The organism is Stenotrophomonas sp. JAG2 (assembly GCF_041080745.1).
In the GTDB taxonomy this organism is placed as follows: Bacteria; Pseudomonadota; Gammaproteobacteria; order Xanthomonadales; family Xanthomonadaceae; genus Stenotrophomonas; species Stenotrophomonas maltophilia_AA.
Genome location: NZ_JBEUMH010000002.1, coordinates 129,106 through 153,585, shown reverse-complemented (window position 1 = coordinate 153,585; position 24,480 = coordinate 129,106). Strand labels below are relative to the sequence as shown.

19 protein-coding genes are annotated in these 24,480 nt (G+C 67.0%); 8 read left to right on the top strand and 11 right to left on the bottom strand.

What is annotated here, in order from left to right; translation table 11 throughout:
* The first annotated feature begins 90 nt into the window (after nucleotides 1–90).
* The 3 genes from AB9O74_RS02860 (at nucleotide 91) to AB9O74_RS02850 (ending at nucleotide 3,196) form a co-directional block, all read left to right on the top strand.
* Nucleotides 91–1,011, top strand: coding sequence for a hypothetical protein (locus tag AB9O74_RS02860; RefSeq protein WP_369348339.1), 921 nt, complete (start codon nucleotides 91–93; stop codon nucleotides 1,009–1,011).
* Nucleotides 1,008–1,913, top strand: coding sequence for a LysR substrate-binding domain-containing protein (locus AB9O74_RS02855; protein ID WP_369348338.1), 906 nt, complete (start codon nucleotides 1,008–1,010; stop codon nucleotides 1,911–1,913). The genes AB9O74_RS02860 and AB9O74_RS02855 overlap by 4 nt, the downstream gene beginning before the upstream one ends.
* Nucleotides 1,914–2,014: 101 nt before the next feature.
* Nucleotides 2,015–3,196, top strand: a complete 1,182-nt coding sequence (locus tag AB9O74_RS02850) for an MFS transporter (protein WP_369348337.1) — start codon at nucleotides 2,015–2,017, stop codon at nucleotides 3,194–3,196.
* On the opposite strand, the gene AB9O74_RS02845 is transcribed toward AB9O74_RS02850, so the two are convergent.
* The 4 genes from AB9O74_RS02845 to AB9O74_RS02830 form a co-directional block, all read right to left on the bottom strand.
* Nucleotides 3,177–4,370 (bottom strand): dipeptidase, encoded by a 1,194-nt coding sequence (locus tag AB9O74_RS02845; RefSeq protein ID WP_369348336.1) that lies wholly within the window; start codon nucleotides 4,368–4,370, stop codon nucleotides 3,177–3,179. The two genes, AB9O74_RS02850 and AB9O74_RS02845, sit on opposite strands and share 20 nt — an antisense overlap.
* Nucleotides 4,367–6,382 carry an amidohydrolase family protein gene (locus tag AB9O74_RS02840; RefSeq protein WP_369348335.1) on the bottom strand — a complete coding sequence of 672 codons (2,016 nt, stop codon included), beginning with the start codon at nucleotides 6,380–6,382 and terminating at the stop codon, nucleotides 4,367–4,369. The genes AB9O74_RS02845 and AB9O74_RS02840 overlap by 4 nt, the downstream gene beginning before the upstream one ends.
* Nucleotides 6,383–6,469: 87 nt before the next feature.
* Entirely contained in the window at nucleotides 6,470–7,651 is a 1,182-nt protein-coding gene (locus AB9O74_RS02835; RefSeq protein ID WP_369348334.1) for a helix-turn-helix domain-containing protein, read from the bottom strand.
* A 197-nt stretch (nucleotides 7,652–7,848) separates the two neighbouring features.
* Nucleotides 7,849–9,036: a DUF6708 domain-containing protein gene (locus tag AB9O74_RS02830; RefSeq protein WP_369348333.1), complete on the bottom strand. Its 1,188-nt coding sequence runs from the start codon at nucleotides 9,034–9,036 to the stop codon at nucleotides 7,849–7,851.
* A gap of 114 nt (nucleotides 9,037–9,150) precedes the next feature.
* On the opposite strand from AB9O74_RS02830, the gene AB9O74_RS02825 reads away from it, so the two are divergent.
* Genes AB9O74_RS02825 through AB9O74_RS02815 form a run of 3 tightly spaced genes read left to right on the top strand, consistent with a single transcriptional unit; the run spans nucleotide 9,151 to nucleotide 13,256 of the window.
* Nucleotides 9,151–10,806 (top strand): acetolactate synthase large subunit, encoded by a 1,656-nt coding sequence (locus AB9O74_RS02825; protein ID WP_369348332.1) that lies wholly within the window; start codon nucleotides 9,151–9,153, stop codon nucleotides 10,804–10,806.
* Nucleotides 10,807–10,840: 34 nt separating this feature from the next.
* Nucleotides 10,841–12,223, top strand: coding sequence for an aldehyde dehydrogenase family protein (locus AB9O74_RS02820; protein WP_369348331.1), 1,383 nt, complete (start codon nucleotides 10,841–10,843; stop codon nucleotides 12,221–12,223).
* Nucleotides 12,224–12,278: 55 nt separating this feature from the next.
* Nucleotides 12,279–13,256 carry a DUF2268 domain-containing putative Zn-dependent protease gene (locus AB9O74_RS02815; protein WP_369348330.1) on the top strand — a complete coding sequence of 326 codons (978 nt, stop codon included), beginning with the start codon at nucleotides 12,279–12,281 and terminating at the stop codon, nucleotides 13,254–13,256.
* An 83-nt stretch (nucleotides 13,257–13,339) separates the two neighbouring features.
* On the opposite strand, the gene AB9O74_RS02810 is transcribed toward AB9O74_RS02815, so the two are convergent.
* Nucleotides 13,340–13,900, bottom strand: coding sequence for a DUF4865 family protein (locus AB9O74_RS02810; RefSeq protein WP_369348329.1), 561 nt, complete (start codon nucleotides 13,898–13,900; stop codon nucleotides 13,340–13,342).
* Nucleotides 13,897–14,295, bottom strand: coding sequence for a tautomerase family protein (locus AB9O74_RS02805; RefSeq protein ID WP_176988905.1), 399 nt, complete (start codon nucleotides 14,293–14,295; stop codon nucleotides 13,897–13,899). The genes AB9O74_RS02810 and AB9O74_RS02805 overlap by 4 nt, the downstream gene beginning before the upstream one ends.
* A gap of 103 nt (nucleotides 14,296–14,398) precedes the next feature.
* Here AB9O74_RS02805 and AB9O74_RS02800 point away from each other — a divergent pair, with 103 nt between their 5' ends.
* Entirely contained in the window at nucleotides 14,399–15,295 is an 897-nt protein-coding gene (locus tag AB9O74_RS02800; protein WP_369348328.1) for a LysR substrate-binding domain-containing protein, read from the top strand.
* 72 nt (nucleotides 15,296–15,367) lie between these two features.
* Here AB9O74_RS02800 and AB9O74_RS02795 read toward each other — a convergent pair whose 3' ends face one another.
* Nucleotides 15,368–17,029: a fatty acid--CoA ligase gene (locus tag AB9O74_RS02795; RefSeq protein ID WP_369348327.1), complete on the bottom strand. Its 1,662-nt coding sequence runs from the start codon at nucleotides 17,027–17,029 to the stop codon at nucleotides 15,368–15,370.
* Nucleotides 17,030–17,053: 24 nt separating this feature from the next.
* Nucleotides 17,054–18,907: a 3-hydroxybutyrate oligomer hydrolase family protein gene (locus tag AB9O74_RS02790; RefSeq protein WP_369348326.1), complete on the bottom strand. Its 1,854-nt coding sequence runs from the start codon at nucleotides 18,905–18,907 to the stop codon at nucleotides 17,054–17,056.
* An 88-nt stretch (nucleotides 18,908–18,995) separates the two neighbouring features.
* Here AB9O74_RS02790 and AB9O74_RS02785 point away from each other — a divergent pair, with 88 nt between their 5' ends.
* On the top strand, nucleotides 18,996–19,670 hold the full coding sequence (locus AB9O74_RS02785; RefSeq protein WP_346491210.1) for a response regulator transcription factor: 675 nt from the start codon (nucleotides 18,996–18,998) through the stop codon (nucleotides 19,668–19,670).
* A gap of 42 nt (nucleotides 19,671–19,712) precedes the next feature.
* Here AB9O74_RS02785 and AB9O74_RS02780 read toward each other — a convergent pair whose 3' ends face one another.
* The 3 genes from AB9O74_RS02780 to AB9O74_RS02770 all read right to left on the bottom strand — a co-directional run bounded on the left by AB9O74_RS02780 (nucleotide 19,713) and on the right by AB9O74_RS02770 (nucleotide 24,475).
* Nucleotides 19,713–23,048: a PAS-domain containing protein gene (locus tag AB9O74_RS02780; protein ID WP_369348325.1), complete on the bottom strand. Its 3,336-nt coding sequence runs from the start codon at nucleotides 23,046–23,048 to the stop codon at nucleotides 19,713–19,715.
* Nucleotides 23,049–23,117: 69 nt separating this feature from the next.
* The gene (locus tag AB9O74_RS02775) at nucleotides 23,118–23,600 is read right to left on the bottom strand and encodes a MaoC family dehydratase (RefSeq protein ID WP_369348324.1); all 483 of its coding nucleotides are present in this window, start codon (nucleotides 23,598–23,600) and stop codon (nucleotides 23,118–23,120) included.
* Nucleotides 23,597–24,475, bottom strand: coding sequence for an alpha/beta fold hydrolase (locus AB9O74_RS02770; protein ID WP_369348323.1), 879 nt, complete (start codon nucleotides 24,473–24,475; stop codon nucleotides 23,597–23,599). Before AB9O74_RS02770 ends, AB9O74_RS02775 begins: the two co-directional genes overlap by 4 nt.
* Nucleotides 24,476–24,480: the final 5 nt, after the last annotated feature.

Sequence of the window (24,480 nt, the reverse complement as noted above, 5' to 3'; positions counted from 1 at the left end):
ACGCCGGCAGGCGAGGCCACAGAGGGTTGCACTGGCGCCGAAGCAGATATGCTTGCACGAGTCCGCCCCACACCCGCAGGCCACAGCGCGATGAGCTTCAGACTGGATTCCCTCCTGCGTTCCGCCGCACTGTTGCTGTGTGCGGCGCCGCTGTTGACGGGATGTGCCCGGACCCACCGGGAAACCGTGCTGTCCTCGGACACGTTGAAGGTCGTGGCCGTGACCGAAAGCCGACTGGACATCAACGTCAGCCGGTATCAGCACCACACGACGTACGTGCTGTACGTGGACGGCAACAGGCTGTCCGATCAGGGATTCTCCGCGCTCCTGCAGGATCGTGACGCAGCGGGCGATCAGTTCGTGCATACCGATGCCGTGGTGCTGGACGAAGACGCGGTGCTGATCGCCTCGCATAACCGTGACGGCTCACGCTGCTGGACGACGCGGCTTGCAGCACGCAATGGCACGCCGACGCTGGACACGATCATGAAAGGGACGGCCGACTGCAGCATCCGCCCGGCCGCTCCGGGCTGGCGGGCGCTTTACAGAGATCCCGGCGATCTGATCCTGGTCCGTGAACGACCTTTCCAGGTCCATCCCATCGCGGGGTACTGGTATGCGCTGTGGATCGACGGCGACACCGTCGCCCTGTACCGGAAGGACCGGGACCATGAGCGCCTCGTCGTCAGGCTGGCACGGATTTCTTCGGATACCCCGCTTGCCGAGCAGACCCTGCCGATGCAGACCTATGCGGAGCCCGACCTGCTGCATGCCTCGCCCGAGCAGCGACGGCAATGGCTGTTCGACAACTTCACGGTCTCCACGGGCGCCGCTCCCTCGATCGCGCTGCGTTCCGACCATCGACTCGACACGATCACACCCGAGGTATGGGCGGAGTATCAGGAGATCGAGCGGCAGAACAAGGAACTGGATGCCCAGGCACGTGCCGCCGGCGACGCATGGATCGAGGCCCAGCGCCGGGAGCTGATGGAAGCGGAGACGCCCCGATGATCGAGACCCGCCTGCTCCAGCAGTTCATCGCCGTGGCCGAGGAGCTGCATTTCAATCGCGCGGCCGAGCGGCTGCACATGGCACAGCCGCCGCTGAGCCAGGCCATCCGCCGGCTCGAGGGCCTCGTGGGCGCGCCGTTGTTCGAACGGACCAATCGCAGCGTGGCGCTGACCCCGGCCGGCGCAGCCTTCCTTGAAACCGCCCGCCGCACGGTGCAGTCCCTCGAAGAGGGCGTGGCGCAGACGCGCCGGGTCGCACAGGGCATCGAAGGTCACCTCACCCTGACCTTCATCAACATCGCCCCGTATGTCCCGTTGCTGCGCGTGCTGCGCACGTTTCGACAGGCCAACCCCGGCATCACCTTCACGATGCGGGAGGCCACTACCCAGGAGCAGATCAACGCGCTGGAGCAGGGCAGGGCGGACATCGCCTTCATGCGGGCACCGGGAACGACGACACCGCACCTGCGCCTGGCCGCGGTGCTGAACGAGCCCATCTGCGTGGCGCTGCCCGTTGGCCATCGCCTTGGAGCAAGCCCGACCGTCGACCTTGCCTCCCTCAGGGACGAGGCGTTCGTTGCGTCGCCCCGGACCCTGGGCAAGGGCTTTCATGACCAGCTCATCAGCCTGTGCCAGGGCGCCGGGTTCGTGCCCGACATCGTGCAGCACGGCCGGCAGATGCAGACCTTGATCGCCCTGGTGGCCGCCGGGTTCGGCATCGCGCTGCTGCCCGCCTCGTTGGCGACGGCCGCACGGCCGGATGTTGTGTTCCGCCCGCTCCAGGTCGATGCGCCCGAGGCCATGGCACGGTTGGACCTGTTCATGGCATGGAACGAGAACCGCGCCTCCGCGATCCGCGACCGGCTGATCGACGCCGTGCTGCAGGCGCTGCCACCGCCTTGAAACGATGAGACGCGCCGCATCTTGCCGCGGTATGCAGACGGTCCTTCACCCACATCACAGCAGGCACTAGTCTTCGGCAGCTCCGCCGTCGAGGATCCGCAATGCCTGCTGCCATCTATGTGTTTTCGCTGTGCGCCTTCGCGTTCGGTCTGTCTGAATTCGTTGTCGCGGGGCTGTTGACCGCCATTGCCGATGATCTCGATGCGCGGATCTCCCTCGTCGGCACGGCCATCGCAGCCTATGCGCTGGGCGCGGCCATCGGTGCACCCTTCATCACCGCCCTGGTCGCCCACTGGCGTGACCGGCAGATCCTGCTGCTGGCCACCGCATTGCTTGGGCTGGGCAGCGTGCTGATGAGTGCGTCGCCGAACCTGGTGACCCTGCTGGTGATCCGCTTCGTGGTCGGCCTCGGCCACGGCGTGTTCATGGCGGTGGCCTCGGACGCAGCCACGCGGCTGGTCGAGCCGCAGCGGTCCGGCCGGGCGCTGTCGGTGGTCTGGATCGGACTGACGCTCGCCCTGGCGTTCGGCGTTCCGATCGGAACCTACCTCGGCAGCGTGTGGTCGTGGCGGGTGGTCTTCCTGACCATCGGGGCGCTCAGCGTGGCCGGCATGTTGGGCCTGGCGCTGTGCATGCCGCGGGGTGGGACCGCTGCTCCGTCCGCCCGAGGCGGCGCATGGAAGGGCATCCAGGCCATCACCCACCCGCAGCTGCTGATGACGGCGGGCATCGGCGCGCTGGTCAGCGTCGCCACGTTCTCGTTCTTCACCTTCGTCTCGCCCTATCTGCAACAGATCACCGGCGTGGACGTGCAGTGGCTGAGCCTGGGCATGCTGCTGTTCGGTGTCTGCGCCATCGCAGGCAATCTGCTCGGCGGATTCCTCGGCGATGCCATGGACGGGGATCGCAGCCTCCTGCTGGCGCTGGTCGCGTTGGCGGTGAATCTGCTCGGGCTGTACAGCTTCGCAGGTGTGCCGGCCATGATGATGCTCCTGATCGGCACACTGGGCATCTGCTTCTTCTCCATCGTGACGCTGCTGACCCTGCGCCTGCTCAAGCAGGCCCAGCACTTCATTCCCGGCTACAGCTCGGTGGCGGCCGGACTGAACATCGCCTCGTTCAACCTGGGCACCGCGCTGGGCGGCGCCGTGGGCAGCCTGACGATCAGCTACGCGACGCTGGCATCGGTGCCGCTGGCAGGGGCCGTGGCCGCGCTCCTGGCGGGCATCGTGCTGTATCTGCAGCGGCGACGGATGAGCGCCATCATCCACATACGTCCGTGAACAGCCGTGCGTAGTTGCTGCCCAGGATCTTCTCGATGCGGGCGTCACTGTGCCCGCGCCGGGACAGCAGGAACGCCAGGCGGTCGAAGCGATCGGGCTGGTTGAGGTCGGGCAGGAAGGTGACCACATCGCCGCTTTCACCGGGCGCGGAGATGCCGAGTCTGATGCGCTCCTCGACGACGGCGCGCAGCCGCTCGCGGTACTCCGGGGTCAGGTCGATCGAGGAGATCATGCCATCGGTGCCCAGGCAGACGTGTTCCTCGCCACAGACGTTGATGGCGTGTTCGATGTGGCGGATCAGGTCCTCTGCCGTCGGCTGCCCCTGCTGGCGCAGGAACGGCATCAGGTAGATGCCCGCGACTCCGCCCCGTGCCGCAAGCTGGCGCAGTTCCTGATCGCTCTTGTTGCGCGGGTTGTCGGCGAGGGCGGCACAGCCGGTATGACTGATCGTGACCGGGTGCCGGGACGCTGCGATCGCATCCAGCGTGGTGCGCTGGCCAGCATGCGAGAGATCGATCAGCCCTCGGCCGGCATCGATCTTCTCGACCAGCTCGCGACCGAATCGACTCAGCCCCGCATTGGCCGGCTCGAGGCAGCCGTCACCGACCAGATTGCGGCGATTGTAGGTGAGCTGGTAGACGCGTACGCCCAGGCCATGGAAGGTATCGAAGCGTTCACTGTCCTCGCCGAACGGCGTCGCATCCTGGAAGCCGTAGATCATGCCGAGGCGCCCGCTGCGTTTGGCATCGACAAGGTCCGCACCGGTACGCACAAGGCTCAGGGCGTCCTCATGCAGTGCCTGCTGCGCATTCCAGTAGGCGATGTTGCGCATCGTCAACGCGTAGTCGTTGAGGTAGCTGCCGACGCCACTGACGGTAATGGTGCAGGCGGTCAGCCCGGAGGCGCGCGCGTCGGCCAGGGAACGTGCACTCAGCGGCGCGTAGTCGGTGGTGTCCCGTGTATCGAGTGGCCCGCCACTGAGCGCATCGATCACGGTGGCGCGCCGATAGCCCGGCCACTGCGGGCCTGCGGAAGCCGCCGGGGCAGCGGCGCCGGCCTGCGCCGGCAGCAGCAGGGCCCCGGCGGCACCTAGCGCGCAGGCACCCAGGAAACGTCGCCGCGATCGCTCCGCGTCGGAGGGATCGTTCGTCTTCGCATCAGTCTGGAACGTCATCGGGTCTGTACCTGCTTGCGTGGCTGGATGCCGAGTGATTGCTCGATGGCGGCTGGATCGAAGACCCGGCCACCCTTGAGCACAATGTCAACGTTGCGGATATCACGCATGTCCTGGAGTGGGTCCCCGTCGATCAGCACCATGTCGGCCAGCTTGCCTGCTGCGATCACGCCGCGATCCTTGTCCACGCCCATCACCTGGGCAGGCGTCAGCGTGGCCAGGCGCAGCACTTCAGCGTTGGGAATGCCGGCGCGGGCGTAGATCTCGAGTTCGGCATGCAGCAGATAGCCGGCCAGTCCATCGGTGCCCGGCATCAAGGTAACGCCGCCATCATGGAGGGCTTTCAACATGCGCATCAACGAAGGGAAGGCCTTGGCGTATGCCTCCTCGTGACCCTTCGGGACGGGAAGGGCGCCGAAGCCGAAATTGCGCTGGACCTGCGGCGGCAGCCGGTGCGCGATCGGACGCAGACCCGGCGGCACCGGGTCGTCGGGATCACCGGACAGATCCTCGAACACGGCAAGGGTCGGATCGAGCACGGTGTGGTGGCGCTTCAGGAAGGCGATGAACTCCTGCACCTCCGGCTGATCGGGTGTGTATTCGTAGGCGTGCTCGCCGATCTCCGTCAGCCGCTTCATGTTGCGTGTCTCCTGTACGCGCGGATACATGAAGTTGAGGAAGATGAAGTTGATGTGCTGGATCTCGTCAGCGCCACCCTCCACGAACTGGCGTGCCGATACGAAGGCCGGGACATGCCCGCTGACGCGCAGGCCGCGTTCGTGCGCACGGTCTGCGATCACCGGAAACAGCTCAGGCTTGAGCGAGGAATACGTTTTGATCTGTACATAGCCGCGATCCGCGTACCAGTCGACGGCGCGGCAGGCCTCCTCCGGCGTGCTGACCAGCATCTTGGTCGGCCCGGCGTACGGCCCCGGTCCGTCGATGAAGCCGGCCATCGAGACCCGCGGGCCGATCTCGGTCCCGGCGTCGAAACGCTTGACCCGCTCGATGAAGTTGTCGGTGTTGTTCGCAAGATCGCGGCTGCTGGTGACGCCGCCGGCGATATCCAGTGGACCGTCGGCCTCGGCGTAGTGCTTGTGCACATCCCACAGGCCCGGCAGCAGGAAGCGCCCGCCCGCATCGATCACCTCGGCATTGGCGGGGGTGGCGATGTGTGCATCGGCGGCAACGCGGATGATCCGCTCGCCTTGGACGAGTACGCTGGTGCCGGGGGTAACGACGAGATCACGCGGATCGAACAGACGGGCGTTGCGGATCAGCAGCGGCCCCTTGGGCTGATGCGTGAGATCGCGTGCGAGCCTGGCCGACCAATCGGCGTCCGCGCGCTCCTGGGCGCCAACGATCTCGGGCAGGCTCGCTTCCAGTTCCTTCGGCAGCACGGCGACCCAGCCCGATGCGTAGGTGACCGCAGCGGTGCTTCCGTCGCCCATCAGCCACACCGACGTGGGCGTGAAGTCCAGCCCGGTGATGCGGTAGTGGACCAGTTCAACGGTCCCGCTCTGGGTCTGGAGCCGCAGCGACCCGGCGTTCTCCAGGGATGCGTCACCGGAGGGCAGCAGCGCAAGGCGGTGCCCCGGTGCCTTCAGCAGGGCGCGCGCCAGCACACCCTGCATTTCCGGAGGTGCCGAGATGGGCATGAAGAACGCGGGAGCATCCAGTACCCGGTCACCCTGCTCACTGGCGTTGCTCCATCGTGCGTGGCCCTCGTGCAGCGAGAATGTCTCGTTGACCTCGGCCTTGGTGTAGTTCTTGCCCCGCGCCCGGTAATCGATCAGCAGCCCATCGCTGTCGAGGCGCCACTGCGCGCTCGTCTCGTCGCCACGCCCCCGGTCGTTGTAGTGGTAATCGACCTCCGTCAGGCCGTCGGCCGCAGCCTTGATGGTCTGCTTGCCGGCACTGTTGCCCTGCAGCAGTACCTGGTACTCGTGGGTTTCTGCCGCCTGCGCGGTCACGGTGGCCAACAACAACAGCAGAACAGAAAGCGTATGCATGGAATCTCCTAGCCGCAGGCACCCGGTGTACCCGACCCGCGCGAAGCATCGCACCGGGTTGGCGGGCGGGCGTCCAGGCCGATGGGATCAGACAACGGGAACGCGCGACCCTGCTGGATCGGACGTCGTCGCCCGACGACGGAATGCCGTAGGGGTCAAGCCGGTCATGCGCTTGAAGACCGCATTGAACGTTGATTTGCTGCCGAATCCGCACGCCAGCCCGATATCGAGAACGGAGCGCTGATCATTGGTGTCCGTCAGCCAGCATTCGGCATCCGCGACGCGCATGCTGTTGACGAATTCGAAGAAGTTCTGGCCAAGCTCCTGGTTCAGGGCCTGGGAAATGTAGTTGGGCGACCATCCGCTCTGTTCGCTGAGCCGCTTCAGGTCGAGCTCGCCGTCGTTGTGCAGACGCCGTTCGCGCATCAGTCGGCGCAGGTCGGCGGCGATGTGCATCCGCTCTGCGTCGCCGAGGCCCGAGCGCGCGTAGCGACCGGCCGGGTCAGGGGAAGCGGCGGGATCGCCCGGCGCCTCGTGCCGGTCCATCAACCGTGCCGGCATCAGCACGCCGAGCTGCAGTCCGCCCCAGGCAAGCAGATACGTGACAGTGATCATCGCCAGCGCGAGCAGCGCGCTGGGCCACGGCCAGCTGCTGGCGCCCAGTGCGACACTGATCCGTTCAAGGCCGATGATCAGCCAAAGCACGGCAATCACGGTGATCAGGTGGCGAAGCCAGCGCATGCGCAGGCTCGCCTCGTCCGCGGAGACTTCCTCCAGGCGTTGCGGCGCGTCGCGCAGCCGCCAGGCCGACAGCGCGAGATAGGGCACCGCAATGACCACCCATGCGTGGGTGATGACCTGCAGCGCTACCGCTGCCCCAGGCCAGGCGAACGCCGGAGGCCATATCGCAGACAACAGCATGGCGAACGCGGCCAGCGCGGCAGGCAGGAAGTGCCAGATATCCCTGGGCTGGCGTTGCGGGGTGCCACCCTGCAGCAGGCTGGCCGCATAGGCGTACAGAAACGGCCCGATGAGATAGACCGGAACGACATTGACTATCTGCAGCCACCGGACGGCTGGGCCGGGAAGCCACGACTGCCATCCGGTGAGCACGGCACTGGCAAAAAGCGCAAGGCCCAGCGTCCCGAAAAACGCAGCGAGCCGGCGGCCGGAGTGCGTACCGGTGCGAAAGGCGAGCGCCGCAGTCAATGCGGTAATCCCCACGGTCATCGACTGAGCGGCGAATGCCAAGGTAGTGAACGGCGTCATCGGCCAATCCGCGAAGGTGTCCGCTGCATGTTCGGATGCAGACGCCCCTCACCGCAAGTGACCGGCGGCAGGGGGCAACGCGTCGTGCCTACCAGTTCCAGCGCATGCCCACCTTGCCGTTCCACGCTGGCTGGCGCGGATGCCGGCGGCCAGCGCCAGGCCTCACCCCGCGGGCTCAACCACGCCACACCGGCACCTCACTGCAGTCCCGCTGCCTTGCAGGCATCGACGAAGGTCGCGCCCTGTTTATCCATCGCCGTTTTCACGATCTGATTGGCTTTCACAAGCGCGGCGCTGGGCTTGGCCCATTGCGCTTCGGGCAGTGCCTGGGACCAGGCCACCACTGCTTCCGGCAGCACAGGTCGGTCCCGGCGATGAACCCATTCGGCCAGCAGATAAGGCGCCTTCCAGAACGTCAGTACGCGCCAGAGGTACCAGCGACGAAGCGGCCAGTAGGAGCGCGTGCTGTATCCGTACTTCTCCCGTTGCTCCGGGGTCAGATCGTCGCCGCCATCGTCCAGCGAGCCCATCGCGCGAGCATCCTCACGCTCGATCTCGAACGTGTGCATCCCCTCGTAGGTCTTCAGGCGATCCGCGCTCGGCGTGAGGCCCAGTGCCTTGAACCATGGGTTCGGCGCATTGAACTGCTGATGGTCTTCCATGTAGTTGCGGATCGCCGTCCACATGCCCAGGGAGTGCGAATCACTCGGCTGGGACAACAGGATGAACTGCACCCTGTCCAGCGCTTCATCCTCCAGTCCCATGCCGAAGGTGTACTGGCGGGTCGCGCCGTACGCGGTCACGCCCTGGGAACTGGACACCCAGGCGACAACGCTTTCCCATGGCACGATCAGGACGCGGCGGGTCTTGCGGTCGATGTAGCAGACTTCGCGGCGCTGGCGGTTGAAGCGCACGGGGTAGGGCTTGTCACGCTTGAATGTGTCACCGAGCAGGCCGTAGGCGAATGCCCCCAGTGGAAGCAGGCCGCCAAGCGACCCCAGTGCAAACACCTGGATGAACGATTTCAACTCGCCCCAGGGATCCGGCCAGTTCTGCGGATAGGCGAGCACGCCATACAGAACCATAAGGGCCGGCACGCCGACGACCATCATCACCAGCAACGAGATGGCCCCGGCCAGCCATTTGCTTCCCTCGACCGTTCCCCAGTTGCTTCCGCCCATCTCCAGGAACACATCGTTCACGTCCGAGAAGTTTCGACGGGATGCCTGGACCTGGCCGGTGTGAACCGGCAACGGGGACAGGAACAGGGTCTCGCTCAGGCCTTCGACCCGGATTTCCCCCGCTGAAGGACGTTGACTGCGGACGTCAAGGCCTGGTTCGGCCGCAACCTCCTTGTTGCTTCTCTTGAAGAGACGTTTGAACACGCGCTGTTGCCGGATGGACAACGTTGCATGATTTCACACGGGATAACGACTGTCACCGGGCGGGAAAACAAGCCGGCGTATAGTGAGCCCATCCTCACCGCAAGGATCAATGCTATGCAGAAGGGCTCGGATCTACTGGTCAAGGCGCTGGAAAACGAAGGCGTAGACCGCATCTTTGGCGTGCCGGGCGAGGAGAACCTGGACTTCCTGGAGTCGCTGCGGAACTCGCGCATCCAGCTGGTCCTCACCCGCCACGAGCAGGCGGCCGCGTTCATGGCCGCCACCCACGGCCGGCTCACAGGCCGGCCCGGCGTGTGCCTGGCCACGCTCGGCCCCGGCGCACTGAACTTCTCGACCGGCGCGGCCTATGCCCACCTTGGTGCGTGGCCGATGATTCTCATCACCGGGCAGAAGGCTGTGATGAGCGCCAAGCAGGCGCGCTTCCAGATCGTGGACATCGTGGCGTCGATGAAGCCGCTCACGAAAATGACGCGCCAGATCGTCAGCCCGGCCGCGATTCCCGCCACGGTCCGGGATGCGTTCCGCGTGGCGATGGAAGAACGCCCGGGCCCGGTACACTTGGAGCTCCCGGAGGATGTCGCCGGTGAGGAAGTGGACGATGTGCCCGTCATTCCGGTGCATCCCCTGGAACGTCCGATCGCGCCTGCTGCCGCGCTGGATCGGGCGGAAGCCGCCATCCTCGCCGCCAAGCGACCGCTGGTGATGATCGGTGCGGCCGCAAGCCGGCCGTGGCTCACCGAGGCGCTGTCCACGTTCGTGGCGCGCACGCGGCTGCCGTTCTTCAACACGCAGATGGGCAAGGGTGCGGTGACCGGCGGCTCCAACCTCTACATGGGCACGGCCGCACTGTCCGAGGGCGACTATGTACATGAGGCCGTCGCCCGCGCGGACCTGATCATCGCCATCGGCCATGACACCGTTGAAAAGCCCCCCTTCCTGATGAAGAGCGGCGGTGGCCCCAAGGTCATCCATATCAGCTTCCAGTCGGCCACGGTCGAGCAGGTCTACCACCCCGATATCGAGGTGCTGGGCGACATCGGCCCCTCGGTGGATGCCCTGGCCGATCGCCTGGAGGGGCGCCTGACGGCCGATGAGGGCATGATCGAGCTGCGCCAGAACATCCTGGCCCGGCTCAACGACCGCGCGGAAGAGGACCGATTCCCGGTGACGCCGCAGCGGCTGGTGCATGACGTGCGCCAGTCCATGCCGGATGACGGCATCGTCTGCCTCGACAATGGCATGTACAAGATCTGGTTCGCGCGCAACTACCGCACACATGTCGCCAACACGCTGCTGGTCGACAATGCGCTGGCCACGATGGGGGCCGGCCTGCCGTCCGCCATGATGGCCGCGATGCTGTACCCGAAGCGGCGCGTCATGGCCGTGTGCGGCGATGGCGGTTTCATGATGAACTCCCAGGAGATGGAAACCGCCGTCCGGCTCGGACTCAACCTGGTCGTGGTGATCCTCAACGACAGTGCCTACGGCATGATCCGCTGGAAGCAGGCGGTGGATGGCTTCGAGGATTTCGGGATGCGCTTTGGCAACCCTGATTTCGTGAAGTATGCCGAGGCCTACGGCGCGAAGGGCAGCCGGGTGACGGCCGTCGACCAGCTGGTGCCGATGATCGAAGCCGCCTTCGCGGGCGGTGGCGTCCACGTGCTGGACGTGCCCATCGACTATTCCGAGAACACCCGCGTGCTGGTGGATGAACTGCGCAACCGCACCCCGAACGTGGGCTGCGCATGATCGCCTCCGATGCTACCCCCTCAAGGAGTCCCGCATGTTGACCGTCGTACAGGCCTTCGACCGCGCCCCGATCGCAGAGATCGGCTTCGACACTGCCACCGCGCTGGAGCACAAGCTGAGCGCCGCCGAACGGGTCTTCAAGGACCGCGACGGCTGGCTTGCGCCGCACGCGCGCATCGCGATCCTGCGCAGGCTTGCCGCCTTGATGGACGCCAGGCGCGACCACCTCGCCCTGCAGATTGCCCGCGAGGGCGGCAAGCCGCTGCCGGATGCCATCATCGAGACCACGCGCGCCATCGATGGCGTCCACAACGCCGCCGATGAGCTGCGCAACTTTGCCGGCCGCGAAATACCGATGGGGCTGTCGGCAGCGTCGGAGGGACGCTGGGCGTTCACTACCCGCGAGCCCATCGGCATCGTGGCGGCGATCTCGGCGTTCAACCACCCGCTGAACCTCATCGTTCACCAGGTGGCACCGGCCATCGCGGTCGGTTGCCCGGTCATCATCAAGCCGGCCTCGGCAACGCCGCTGTCCTGCCTGGAATTCGTGGCGATGGTGCATGAGGCCGGGCTGCCCGAACCGTGGTGCCAGAGCTTCCTCCCGGAAAGCAACGACCTGGCCGAGGCCTTGGCCACGGACCGCCGCGTTGCCTTCCTGAGCTTCATCGGCTCGGCGCGGGTAGGGTGGTCGCTGCATGCCAAGCTGGCACGCGGTGCACGTTCGGCGCTGGAGCATGGCGGCGTTGCGCCGGCCCTCGTCGACCGCAGTGCCGATCTGGCCAAGGTCATCGAGCCGATCGTCAAGGGCGGCTACTACCATGCGGGTCAGGTGTGCGTCTCCACGCAGCGCATCTTCGTCCATGACGCGGTTGCCGATGACTTTACCCAGGCACTCATCGCCCGGGTCGAACGCCTGCGCACCGGCGATCCCACGCTGAAGGACACCGAGGTAGGCCCGCTGATCCAGCCACGCGAGGCGGACCGCGTCACCGAATGGATCGAGGAGGCCGTGCGCGGCGGCGCGCAGCTCGCCACGGGCGGCAAGCGCCTCTCGGAGACCACACTGCAGCCCACCGTGCTGCTCGATCCGGCCAGTGACGCGCGGGTGACCACGCAGGAAATCTTCGGCCCGGTAGTGGCGGTCTATCGCTACACCGAACTCGACGAGGCGATCGCGCGCGCCAACTCCCTGCCTACCGCATTCCAGGCCAGTGTGTTCGCCCAGGATATCGACATCGCCCTGCGCGCCGCCAACCGGCTGGATGCCTCGGCCGTGATGATCAACGACCCCACGGCGTTCCGCACCGACTGGATGCCCTTCGCCGGCCGCCGCGAGTCGGGCTACGGCACCGGGGGCATTCCGTACACGATGCGGGACATGTCGCAGGAGAAGATGATCCTGATGCGCAGGAGCTGAGTGAGTGCTTGGCCGGGGACGCTACCCGTGAATCCATTCTCCGAGAGGTGTTTCCATGTCGTCGCTGCACCACCTGCGCATGACCGCACTCGCTGACCCTGCGCGCTGGGTTGTACCGCGAAAAGCAGTGACCTCCCTCATCGTTCTTGGACTTGGGGCCGTACAAGCGATGCTGGCCTTTCCAGCCGGCGCTGAGCCGCGTGTGGTGACCAGCGACGTCGACCGCTTCTATGCGATCTACGAGGCTTCCGATGGCAAGCCGACAGCAGATCAGCTGCAGCGCGACTATCTGGCGATGGGGTCCGAAGGCTTGAAGCACTTCGCCCGCATCCGCAATATCACCGGGGAGCGCATCGCCAAAGCCATCGCCGATAGACCGGAAATCTATGTCGACGCACGCAATTGCGCCACGGTGCTCCCTGCCGCCAGGATTCGCGTGGGCCGCGCGTTGAGTCTCTTCTCCGAAATGTACGCTGACGCCCGGTTTCCCGCGGTGACGGTTTCGGTAGGGCGCGGGCGCCCCGTTGCTGTCGCGGGCCCGAATGACGGCATCAATATCGGATTGGAGGCGCTGTGCGCGACCACCTTCATCAATCCGGATGTCGAAGATCGCTTCGTGCGCGTCATGGTCCATGAATTCGTCCATGTCCAGCAGAATCCCGCGCTGACCGACAAGCCAGACGCTACGGTCCTTGATGTATCGCTTGTCGAAGGCTCAGCCGAATTCTTGACGGAGCTGCTTACCGGTGATGTCGCCTACGCTTACATGGCCGACCTGGTGAAGGGGCGGGAGCTGGAACTCGAGTCAAGATTCCAGGCAGAGATGGGATCAACCGATTTCTCAAACTGGTTGTACAACTCCTCCGCATCCAATCCACAGGACATCGGTTACTGGGTCGGCTATCGCATCGTCAAAGCATACTATTCCAATGCCAAAGACAAGCGTCAGGCGCTCAAGGAGATCATCACGATGGGCGACCCCCACACCATCCTGGCAGGCAGTGGCTGGAAGCCGGGCGTGGTGATCGAGTGATAGCCGTGAGGCCGCGAGACGTTTCTCCAGAGATGCTCTGATCATCCACGCAAGATTGGTCGGATGCGGCAGGCCGGGCGCATTCACGTGGTCGGCAACGACACATGGCCGACTGCATACACCTGAGCCGCTGCGTCCTCCAGGACAGGAGCCTGCTTCCATAGCTGGAGGCGCAGCTGAGTCCACCCAGCGGGATCGAACCCATTCACCACCGCCAGCGCACCGCGTGCGATCGCATCGCTCGCCTCGGCAACGGCCTGGGCACGCAGTGCCGCCAGATCTGCATCGGCGCTGATCGGAGTGATCGTGCGGCTGGCGTGGCGCGCCTGCGCCAGCCCCGGCGCCAGTTCGGCATGCCACGGCAACCAGGTCTGCACCGCAGGCCGGCCCATGTCGCGGCACAGCGTGGCAAATGCCGGACTGGCCAGGAAGTCGGTTTGACCCTGCGGTGTTGCCCAGAGATAGAACGGCGCGTACAGATTGACGCTGCCGGGCACACCCGCCTGCCGGCGCGCACTGAGCCAGGCCTTCATGCGCAGTTGCGGGTAACCGTCGAACAGCGGCCCCTTGTCGGCGATGCGACGGTCGATCTGCGCCATGTCATGGGCGTCGTCCAGAACGACGCTGTATTGCATGGCGATCATGGTGCTGTCCCGCTGTCATCGGCCGCCGAAATGCCGCCACCGAACGACCAGTCCTCCCAGCCCGATTCGGCGATCACCACCATCACATCCTGGGCGGGAATGCCCGGCGCCTGCTCCAGCTCATCGACCAGTCGCCGGAAGAACGCCGCCTTGGTCGCGGCGCTGCGCGGCTTGCCGGTGGTGATATGGAACAGCACGTACTGGTCCGAGCGCGGGCCGCCACGGTAATGGCGGTCGAACACCAGTTCGCCCGGGGCATGCTGGTGCACGGCCACGAACCGGTCGTGTGGCGGTACCTGGAAGCTTTCGACCAGTGCGCGGTCCAGGGCGTTGGTGAGCGCCCCAAGGTAGGCCGGCGAACGGCCGGCGAGGAGCGAGATGCGGGTAATGGGCACGGAGAACTCCGAAGCGGGGCGGGGAGGTGTACTCTCGCCTGCCTGGGGCGTCCTGAAAACCGGATTATTCGGGATCGCCAATCCCGGAATATGGAACAGTCATATGCGTCTGACCAATCTCGACATGGATGCGCTGCGCAGTTTCGTGACCGGCCTGGATGCCGGTTCGTACGCGCGCGCCGCCGACCGGCTGGGCCGCTCCACCTCGGCGGTGAGTGCGCAGTTGAAGAAGCTTGAAGAGCAGGCCGGTGTGCCGCTCTTGCGTCGCTCCGGCCGCGGGCTGGGCCTGACCGGGGAGGGCGAGGTGCTGCTGTCCTACGCGCGGCGCATGCTCGGGCTCAACGACGAGGCGGTCGCGGCGCTGCACCGCGAGCCACTGCAGGGCTGGGTGCGGCTGGGCATCCAGGAGGACTTCGGGCAAAGCGTGCTGCCGCAGGTGCTCGGGCAGTTCGCACAGGCCCATCCGCAGGTGCGCATCGAGGGCCGCATCGCACGCAATGCCGAGCTGCTGGACAAGGTGGCCAGCGGCCAGCTCGACCTGGCACTGGCGTGGGACGAGGGCAATGCCGCAGCGGCGCGGATCGCGACGGTACCGCTGTGCTGGCTGAGCGCGGCCGACGGCGGCCCACACTGGCACCGCAACAGCGACGAGCCGTTGCCGCTGATCGCACTGGAGGCACCGTGCCTGATGCGCACCTTGGCCTGCGAGGCGCTGGACCGGCACGGCATCGCGTGGCGGCTGGCCTTCACCAGCCCCAGCCTGGGCGGGTTGTGGGCAGCCACCGCCGCCGGGCTCGGCTTCGCGCTGCGCACGCCGATCGGACTGCCGACCACGCTGCGCGCATTACCACCGGCTGCGCATGGCCTGCCGCCGCTGCCGTCGCTGGGCTTGGCACTGCACCGCGCGCCGCAGCAGAACAGCGCACCGGCCGCGCATCTGGCCGACATCATCGAGCAGGCATTGCACGCGTCGCTGCCTGGCGGTTGGCTGTTGCGGTGAGCAGCTATCTGCTGGATCGGGGCATCAGCCGGACCGCGGCGTTGATCCGTGCCCCCGCCCTGCAGCCGAGCCTCAGCGGGCGTCGTTGGCCGCGCCCTGGTCATGCAGGCTGCGCAGCTTCTTCTTGTTGATCTTGCCGACGCTGGTGCGCTCTATCGCCTCCACGAAGCTGACCCGGTCCGGGATCGCGTAGCGGGAGATATCGCCTGAGCGGCTGCGCGCTGCGACCAGTTCGATGATCTCGGCTTCGGTCACCGCGCTGTTGGCATGGGTGACCACCAACGGCAGCGGTCGCTCGCCCCATTTCGCATCGCTGACGCCGATCACGGCGACCTCGCTGACCGCCGGATGCATGGCAATGATGTCCTCCAGCGCGAGCGAGGAAATCCACTCGCCGCCTGTCTTGATCACATCCTTGATGCGGTCGGTGACGCGCAGATAGCCGCCGGCGTCGATGTTGCCGATGTCTCCCGTATGCAGATAGCCGCCCGCCCATAGCGCCGCCGACGCATCCGGGTCGTGCAGATAGCCTTCGGTGAGCCAGGGCGCGCGCACCACCACCTCGCCGGTGGCGATGCCATCGTGGGCCACGTCGTTCATGGCTTCGTCCACGATCCGCAGGTCCACCAGCGGCACCGGGATGCCGGCCTTGGTCCGCAACGACAGCGCCTCATCCGAACCCGCCACGGCCTCGGTATCGATCTGGGCAAGGGTGAGCAGGGGGCAGGTCTCGGACATGCCGTAGCCGCCGAAAATGTCGATGCCGCGGGCCAGAGCCCGTTGCGCCAGTGCGCGGGGCAAGGCAGCGCCGCCGATGACCACTTTCCAGCCGCGCAGATCGGTCTGGGCAGCGGCGGGATGGTCGAGCAGCATATGCAGGATGGTCGGCACGCAGTGCGAGAAGGTCACCTTCTCGCGCGCGATCAGCTCCAGCAGGCGGCCCGGCAGATAGCGGCCGGGATAGACCTGTTTGAGGCCCATCAGCGTGGCCACGTAGGGCAGGCCCCAGGCATGGACGTGGAACATCGGCGTGATCGGCATGTAGACATCGTCGCGATGCAGGCGCCCCTGGCTGGCTGCACTGCCCAGGGCCGCCATCCCCGCCAGCGAGTGCAGCACCAGTTGCCGATGACTGAAGTAGACCCCTTTGGGCAGGCCGGTGGTTCCGGTCGTGTAGAACGTGGTGGCGCGGGTGTTCTCGTCGAAGTCCGGGAAGTGGGTGATGGGCGTGGCCTCACGCAGGCCGGCTTCGTACTCGGCTGCGAAACCGGTCGGCAGCGGGCCATCGGCATCATCCAGCAGGATCCGGGTGCGCAGATCCGGCAGCTGTTCATCGATGCCTTCGAGCACCGGAAGGAACTCGCGATTGGCCAGCAGCACCCGCGCGCCACTGTGATTGAGCGTGTAGGCGATCTGCTCGGGAGCAAGGCGGACGTTCACCATCATCAGCACCGCACCGATCATCGGCACCGCGAAGTAACTCTCCAGGTAGCGGTTGCTGTCCCAGTCCATCACCGCCACGGTATCGCCGTGCTTTACCCCCAGCGACGTCAGCAGGCCGGCCAACTGGCCGATGCGCGCCTGCAAGGTGCGGTAGTCGAAGCGGACCGCTTCGCCGCACACGATCTCCTGCTCCGGACGCACCGCCAGTGGTGTATGCAGCAGCTGCTTGATCAGCAGCGGATATGCAAGGGTCCCGGGTAGGGACGAGGACGCGGCGGTGGAGAGCGACATGGGGTTTTCCTGGGAAACAGCGCGTCAGCGGCCGGGACTGGCCTGGGGCGCGGGAATGGACAGGGTGTCGCGCAGCAGCGGGGCGTCCGCGCGGGGTGTCGGGTGGATGAGCGCATCCCGTGGCAGAGCGCGGGCGGGATCCTCAAGGTGATCCCACACCTGGTCCAGGGCGGCGAACATGTAGGGCAGCAACGGCACGTAACGCGTCCGGTAGTCCGGGAAGCCCAACAGCGAGTCGAAGTGCTGGGCGTTGTCCACCCGCCAGTACGCAATCTGCGCCCCGGCACTGCGTGCGAGCGCCACGTAACGATCACTGGTCATCCCGATCGGCACCAGGCCGTCGTCGAGGCCGTGGATGACCACGATCGGCAGGCCGCGGCGCGGGGCCTTGACCGCCGCCTCGGCGATGCCGGCGCGTACCCGCCGCGCATCGGCGCTGTCGGCACTGCCAAGCGCGCGCAGGCAATTCAAACCGTGCAGCGGATCCTCTGCCGACTGTGCCGCGCCACCGTACACCAGCACCACGCCACTGCCCGGTGGGATGCCACTGCCTTCGCTCCACCAGGTGGAACGAACCTCGGCAGCCGCCGGACCGGGGCTACCGTCAGCAGCGGCGGCCGAAAAGCTGTACGCACAGGGATGTTCGCCCGGGCCGTAGCGTCCATAGGCCGATGCGTAGGTCACCGCGATCGCGTGCCACAGATCGAACCCGGTCGGAAACGCGCCGGCGCGGAGGGCGCCGCCGCTCAGCCCTGCGTCGGCAAGCTGCTGGCGTGCAGACTGTGCCTGTGCCGCGGTGTCATCACCCTGGACCCATCCGCCGGACTTCAGCAGGGCGCAACGCTGCGCGCCTGCCGGTGCTGCCTGTGACTGCAGGGGTGGCTGTGGCAGATCATCGAGTGCCAGCAACGCACAGGGCATCAGCAGCGCCGACCGGGTAACGAAATCGTACAGCGGTGGCGCGCCCGCGACCGACACGTTGGGCTCGCCCGCCACCATCGCATCGAACCCGGCGCCCTCGATCTCCGCCGCACGCAGCACGGCACCACCGCCATTGGATACGCCCACCCCCAGCGTGCGCGTCGTCGCCGTGGTAAAGGGAGCGGAGCGGGGGTAGGCGCGGTCCAGCGCCTGCAGCCCGAACTGCAGTGCCTGCAGCAGATGTCGGCCCCAGTCCGCCTCGGGGTTGTCTCCCGAATGCGCGTGTTTGAACGCAACGCCGTGCGCGGCCGCCGTGGCTGCGGGCACGAAGGCCAATGGGCCCTCGCCAGCAGGCGTGCCGTCGGCCTGGACGCCGATGCGGGCGTCGAGGTCGTAGTAGTCGCTGCCGGCGCCCTTGTCGGTGTAGGCGACGGCGCACCCATGGGCCAGGCCCCAGCTCCCGGCAACCGCAATCGCGCCGTAGATGCCACGCGAGCCGGACGAGGCGGCGACGACCAGGCAGCGTCTGGAGGTATCGAAGGTGTCGGGCACCTGCACCAGCACGCGATGGGGATGGCGGGCGCCGGGGACGCGCGCGTAGGCCGAGAACTCGCGCCCCGGGGCCGGCTGCAGGCTGCCGTAGACATCGCCGAAGCCACCGCCCGGGGTCAGGTCGGCGATGCCGCGCCAACTGCTCCAGATCGCGCGGCGCCGTGCTTCCCCGGCCGTCGGTCGCGCCGGGCTGGCGAATGCCGGTGCGGTGGCCACGCGCAGTGCATCGATTCCCAAGCCTGCCGTCAGCAGGTCATCGTTGCCGCGATGCGTGGTTTCCCGCCACTGTTCGAACACCGGCGCGGCACCATCCGCACGGGGTTGGGCGGCATGGGCAACGGCGAGGCACCCCGACAACAGCGGCAGCGCGGCGTACAGCAGTACAACGGGGCGACGGATGTTCATGGCGCCACACTAGCAAGCCGGTCGGGACGCGCCAGCGTACCTAGGTACCCGTGCCCGATCGCGGACGATTTGCTAACCTCGGCTGGACATGCCGACCCTGCTCATTGCCGATGACCACCCCTTGTTCCGCGCTGCGCTGCATCGCGCGGCCGAGGAGGCGGTGGTCGATCTGCAGATCAGCGAGGCCGATTCACTGCACAGCGTGCTGGAAGCGATCGAGCACCAGCAGATCGACCTGATGCTGCTGGACCTGCATATGCCGGGCAACCACGGGCTTGCCGGGCTGGCGACCATACGTGCATTGCAGCCTGGGTTGGCGATCATCATCGTCTCGGCCAACGAAGAGCCGCACGTCATCCGCCGCGCGATCGACCTGGGTGCGGCAGGCTACCTGCCCAAGAGTTCGGGGCTGACCGATCTGCAGTCTGCGCTGCAGTCCGTGCTGGAAGGTGAGCGCTGGATCCCGGCGATGCTGCGCGAGCCGGTGGCGCGGGTGGCGCCCTTCAGCAAGGACGCCGATCTTGCCGCGCGCCTGGCCAGCCTGTCTCCACATCAATACAAGGTGCTCAGCCTGGTGGCCGAAGGACTGCTCAACAAGCAGATCGCCGACCGGCTGGGCGTGCAGCTGCGCACCGTCAAGGCGCATATGACCCGCATCATGGGCCGCCTGGGGGTGCGCAATCGTGCGCAGGCCATCCGCGTGCTGCACGAAATGGGGTTGACCGATCCATCCCGACAGATCGAAGCGGCACAGGACGCCTGATCCGCGGCACGGACATCGCTTGGCCAGCGCAGTGCCGGGGCCTCAAGGCGTTACCGTGCCCGGCTTGGCTAACAGGTGGTTGATGGCCCAGCGCAGCGCCAAGGGCTTGAACGGTTTGTTCAGCAGCGACAGACCCACCTCGCGCACCGCGTCGCGCGTGTCACCGCCGGTATCGGCGCTGAGAATCACGGTCGGCCGCGGGCCATGGACGGCAACCAGGCGTTTCCAGAGCGCGACCCCGGTATCGCCATCGTCGAGGTGGTAATCGAACAACCACAACGCGGCCTCGTGCGCCGACGCCTCCAGCGCGCTCGGGTCGCACACTGCAATGACGTCGCAACCCCAGGAGAGCAGCATCTGCCGCATGGCCTCCAGCGCGTCCGGATCGTTATCGACCACCAGCACCCGCAGGCCCTTGATGGCGCTGCTGCCGCTGGCGGCGGGCTCCGTTCGTGGTGTTGCGGGAGGCACTGACCGCGCCACGGTGATGGAGAAGGCCGAGCCGCGCTCGAGCACGCTGTGCAGGTGCAGCGGCGCATGCAGCAGGGCGGCGATCCGGTGCGCAATGGTCAGGCCAAGACCCAAGCCTTGCCCGATGCTGCGGTCACCGCGATGGAACTCCTCGAACACCACCGCCTGCTGCGTCGGCGCGATGCCGGGTCCACTGTCATGCACCCCGATCAACAGCCCGTGGCCCTGGCGACGCACCCCCAGCAGGACACCACCGGCGCGGGTGTAGCGGATGGCATTGGCCAGGAAGTTCTGCAACACGCGGCGCAGCAGCAAGGGGTCGCTGTGCACCCAGGCGCGGGTGCGCACATAACGGAACTGCAGGCCGTGCGCGGCGGCCAGCACGGCGAACTCCTGCGCCAGCGGATCCAGCACGGTGGACAGCGCGAACGGGCGCGGATCGGCGACCAGCCCGCCGGCCTCCAACCGTGAAATATCCAGCAGGCCCGACAGCAGGTCGTCGGTCGAGTCCAAGGCGCCACGGATCTGGCGAAGGAAGCTGTCCAGGAACTCGGAGTCGATGTGCTGCGACATGGCATCGGTCAGCAACTGCGCCGCGTGCAGGGGCTGGATCAGATCGTGGCCGACCGCCGTCAGGAAGCGGGTCTTGGCCACGTTCGCGCGCTCGGCTTCGTGCACGGCCAGCTCCAGCCGGGCCGTGCGGTCCTGCACGCGGCGTTCCAAAGTTTCGTTGCTGCGCTTGAGTGCGTCCTCGGCCCGGCGGAAGGCAGTGACGTCGGTGAATGTAGCCACGTAACCGCCCCCCGGCATCGGGTTGCCGCGGATCTCGACGATCGTGTCATCCGGGAAGATCCGTTCGGACAGATGCGGCGTGCCGCGCCGCATGTGCACCACGCGGCGCTGCAGTGCCTTGTCGGGCGTGTCGCCGGGGGTGTCGCCGATTTTCAGTTGGCCCAACGCCCACGCCGTGAGGTTGACCACCGGCTGCCCCACCTGCAGCAGCTCCGGGGGGAACTTGAACAGTGCGGCATAGCGGCTGTTCCATGCCACCAGCTGCAGCTGCGCGTCGACCACGCTGATGCCCTGGCTCATGTTCTCCAGCGCCGCTTCCAGCAGGCGCTGGTTGAAGCGCAGCGCCTGGGTGGCTTCGCCCACCGCGCGGGTGACCGCGTCCAGGGGCGCGGCGCCGCCATCCCGTGCGGCTTCCACCAGCAGCCGCGCCATGCCCGCACCTACCACGGCGGTCAGTTCACGTTCGATGGCGGTGACCCGGTCGTCATCCAGCATCTGCCCGGCGTGCCCGTCCATCAGCTGCCGTGCCCGCTCCTGGCCGAGGAAGCGACCGGCGGTCTTGCGCAACGACGCCGCCGCCACCGCGTCGCGCTGTCGCGGCAGCGAGGGACGTACCGCACGCGACACCAGCACGACGGTCACCAGGTTGACCGCCAGGCTTGCACCCATGCTGATGGCGATATGGCCCGGTTGCGGACGCAACGAGAACATCGCCAGCCAGTGCAGCCCGCCCGGGTTGGCCGACGGCGGTGGGGTCGGGACCACCATCGGCAGCAGCACCAGCCACAGCCAGACCAGCAATCCCAGCACGATGCCGGCGATGATCGCCGGGGAGGGCGTGCGCGGGCGGTACACCGCCAGCAGCACCGCCGGTGCCAACTGCGAGAGCGCGGTGAACGACATCAGGCCGAAATCGCTGAGTGCCTCGGTGCCGCTCATCGCGCGGCTGTACAGCCACGCCATCAGGAAGACGGCGAGGATGCCGGCGCGGCGGAAGGCCAGCACGCGGGGACGCAGGTCGGCACCGGCGTTGACGCCATGCACGCCTCCCAGCAGCCGTGATCCCACCCCATGGTTGCCGAGCATGATCGACAGGGTCAGCCCGGACAGGATCATCATGCCGGTGGCGGCGCTCAGACTGCCCAGGTAGGCCAACAAGGCCAGCAGGTGGTGCCCGCGCGCCTGCGGCAGCGCCAGCACGTACAGATCGGGCGACACCGAGGACGGCAGCTGCGCGGCACCGGCCAGCGCCATCGGCACCGACGGCAGTCCGATCAGCAGCAGATACACCGGGAACAGCCAGCGCGCCGTCTTCAGGTCCGACGACTGGCGCAGCTCGACCACACCCACATGGAACTGATGGGGCAGGGTGAACGCAGCCATCGCACCGAGCACCACCATGGTCAGGTAGTCCGGCACGACCGCTGGCGGCGGCAACTCAGCCATCTTCTCAAGCAGGGGCGTACCCGCCTGGTGCACCGACAGCCCGGCATACAGGCCGATGGCCAGCAGCGCTCCCAGTTTCAACAGCGATTCCAGGCCCAGCGCGACCACGATGCCGCGGTTGTGCTCGGTGGCCGACGCCTTGCGCGCACCGAACAGGGTGGTGAACGCCGCCATCGTCAGCGCGAACCAGAACGACATGTCCAGCTGCCACCCGACGGGCGCGAATTGATCGCCGAGCAAGGTGCCAAGCCCTTGGCTGACCGCTTTGAGCTGCAACGCGATGTAGGGAATGATGCCGAACAACGCGACCAGGGTGATGGTGGCACCCAGCCCTTGATCGGCACGCAGCCGCGCGACCACCAGATCGGCGATGGTCGCACTGTTGTGCTGCTTGGCCAGCCGCCCCAGCCGCGCCAGGAACGGCAGGCCGAAGGCGAAGATCAGTGCCATGCCGATCAGCGTCGGCGGGATCGGGAAGCCCCATTGCACGCCCTGCGAGGCTGCCCCGTAATACGTCCATGCGGTGCAGTGCACGCCCAGCGACAGCGCGTAGATGGCGGGCCATGCCTTCGTGAGGCGGTGCCCCTGACGTTCGCCCCACAGCGCGACGCCGAACAACAGCACGGTCCACGCGATGCAGGCGAACAGGACGATGGAGGGCGTCAACATCGCTCCAGTGTAGAGAGAACCACAGCCGGCGTGCAGCACGCCAGCCATGCGCTGTGGGGCGGAGCGGGACTAGCCGGCGACGATCAACGACAGCTGCTCGGCGACCAGTGCCACCTCGCCGCCGGGGACCACTTCCACGGTCTTGTGCTGGGTCAGCAGCCACTGACCCGGCTGGCGCGCTTCCAATGACACCAGCCGCGAGCGCACCCGCACCTGCGAACCGCTGGGCACCGGCGCCAGGAAGCGCACCTTGTTCAACCCGTAGTTCAGTACATGGGCGATGCCGGGGAAGCCGACCAGGGCGGCCACATCCTCTTCCACCGTGAGCGAGAGCAGGAGGAAGCCATGCGCGATGGTCTGCCCACCCGGCAACCCGGCCGCTGCGCGGGCCGGATCGACGTGGATCCAGTTGTGGTCACCAGTGGCGTCCGCGAACGCATCGATGCGCGGCTGCGCGATCCGCATGACGCCGCCCAGCCGCTCGTTGGCCGCCCATTGCTGCAGGGCCTGCAGGGCGGCAGGCAGCGCTTCGCTCGATGCAGCGGCACTCATCGCACACGCTCCAGCAGGGCCAGGATCGCGTCACGCGCCTCCGGTTCGGACAAGGTCGGCGCATGGCCCACCTCCGGCACTTCGACCAGACGGGCGTTCGTCGATGTCGCGGCCATCTGCCGTGCCACATCGGCAGGCAGGATGTCCGACAACGCGCCACGCACCACCAGCACCGGCACGCGTGCCGTCAGCCCACGCACCGCGCGCCACAGCACCGGGCGCAGCAGCCACAGCACCCACGGCCGGGTCGTGCGGATCACCGCCGGATCGTAGTCCAGCACCAGCAGCCCATCCTCGCGCTGGCGGAAGGTACGTGAGGCCATCGCCCGCCAGTCCTCGGCGGTGAAGCGGGGGAACGCGGCCTTGCCGATGGATTCCACGTAGGCAGTGGCCTGCGCCGGATCCATCGGCGGCACGGGTTTGCCGGCGTACTTGCCGATCCGTGCCAGGGCGTCGCGCGGCACCTTGGGGCCGGCATCGTTCAATACCGCCCCGGCGATACGTCCGGGCGCACGGGAGGCGAGGGTGATGGTCACCAGCACGCCCAGCGAAGTACCGATGAACACGGCCTTGTCGATGTTCTGCGAGCGTAGCAGCGCCACCATGTCGTCGGCATACGCCCGTGGGTTGTAGCCGGACGGGTCCGGCGCGCGTTCTGAACCTGCGCGCCCGCGCAGGTCGACAGCGATCACGCGCCAACCGGCCGCAGTCAGTGAACCGGCCAGCGCATCGAAATCGGCGCCGTTGCGGGTCAGGCCGGGGATGCACACCACCGTGCCCCGGGGTGCTTGCCCCGCCTCCGGCGCATGGTCGCGCGCGTGCAGGCGCAGGCCATCGTCACTGTTCCAGTACAGATCATCGTAAGACGGCGTCATGCAGG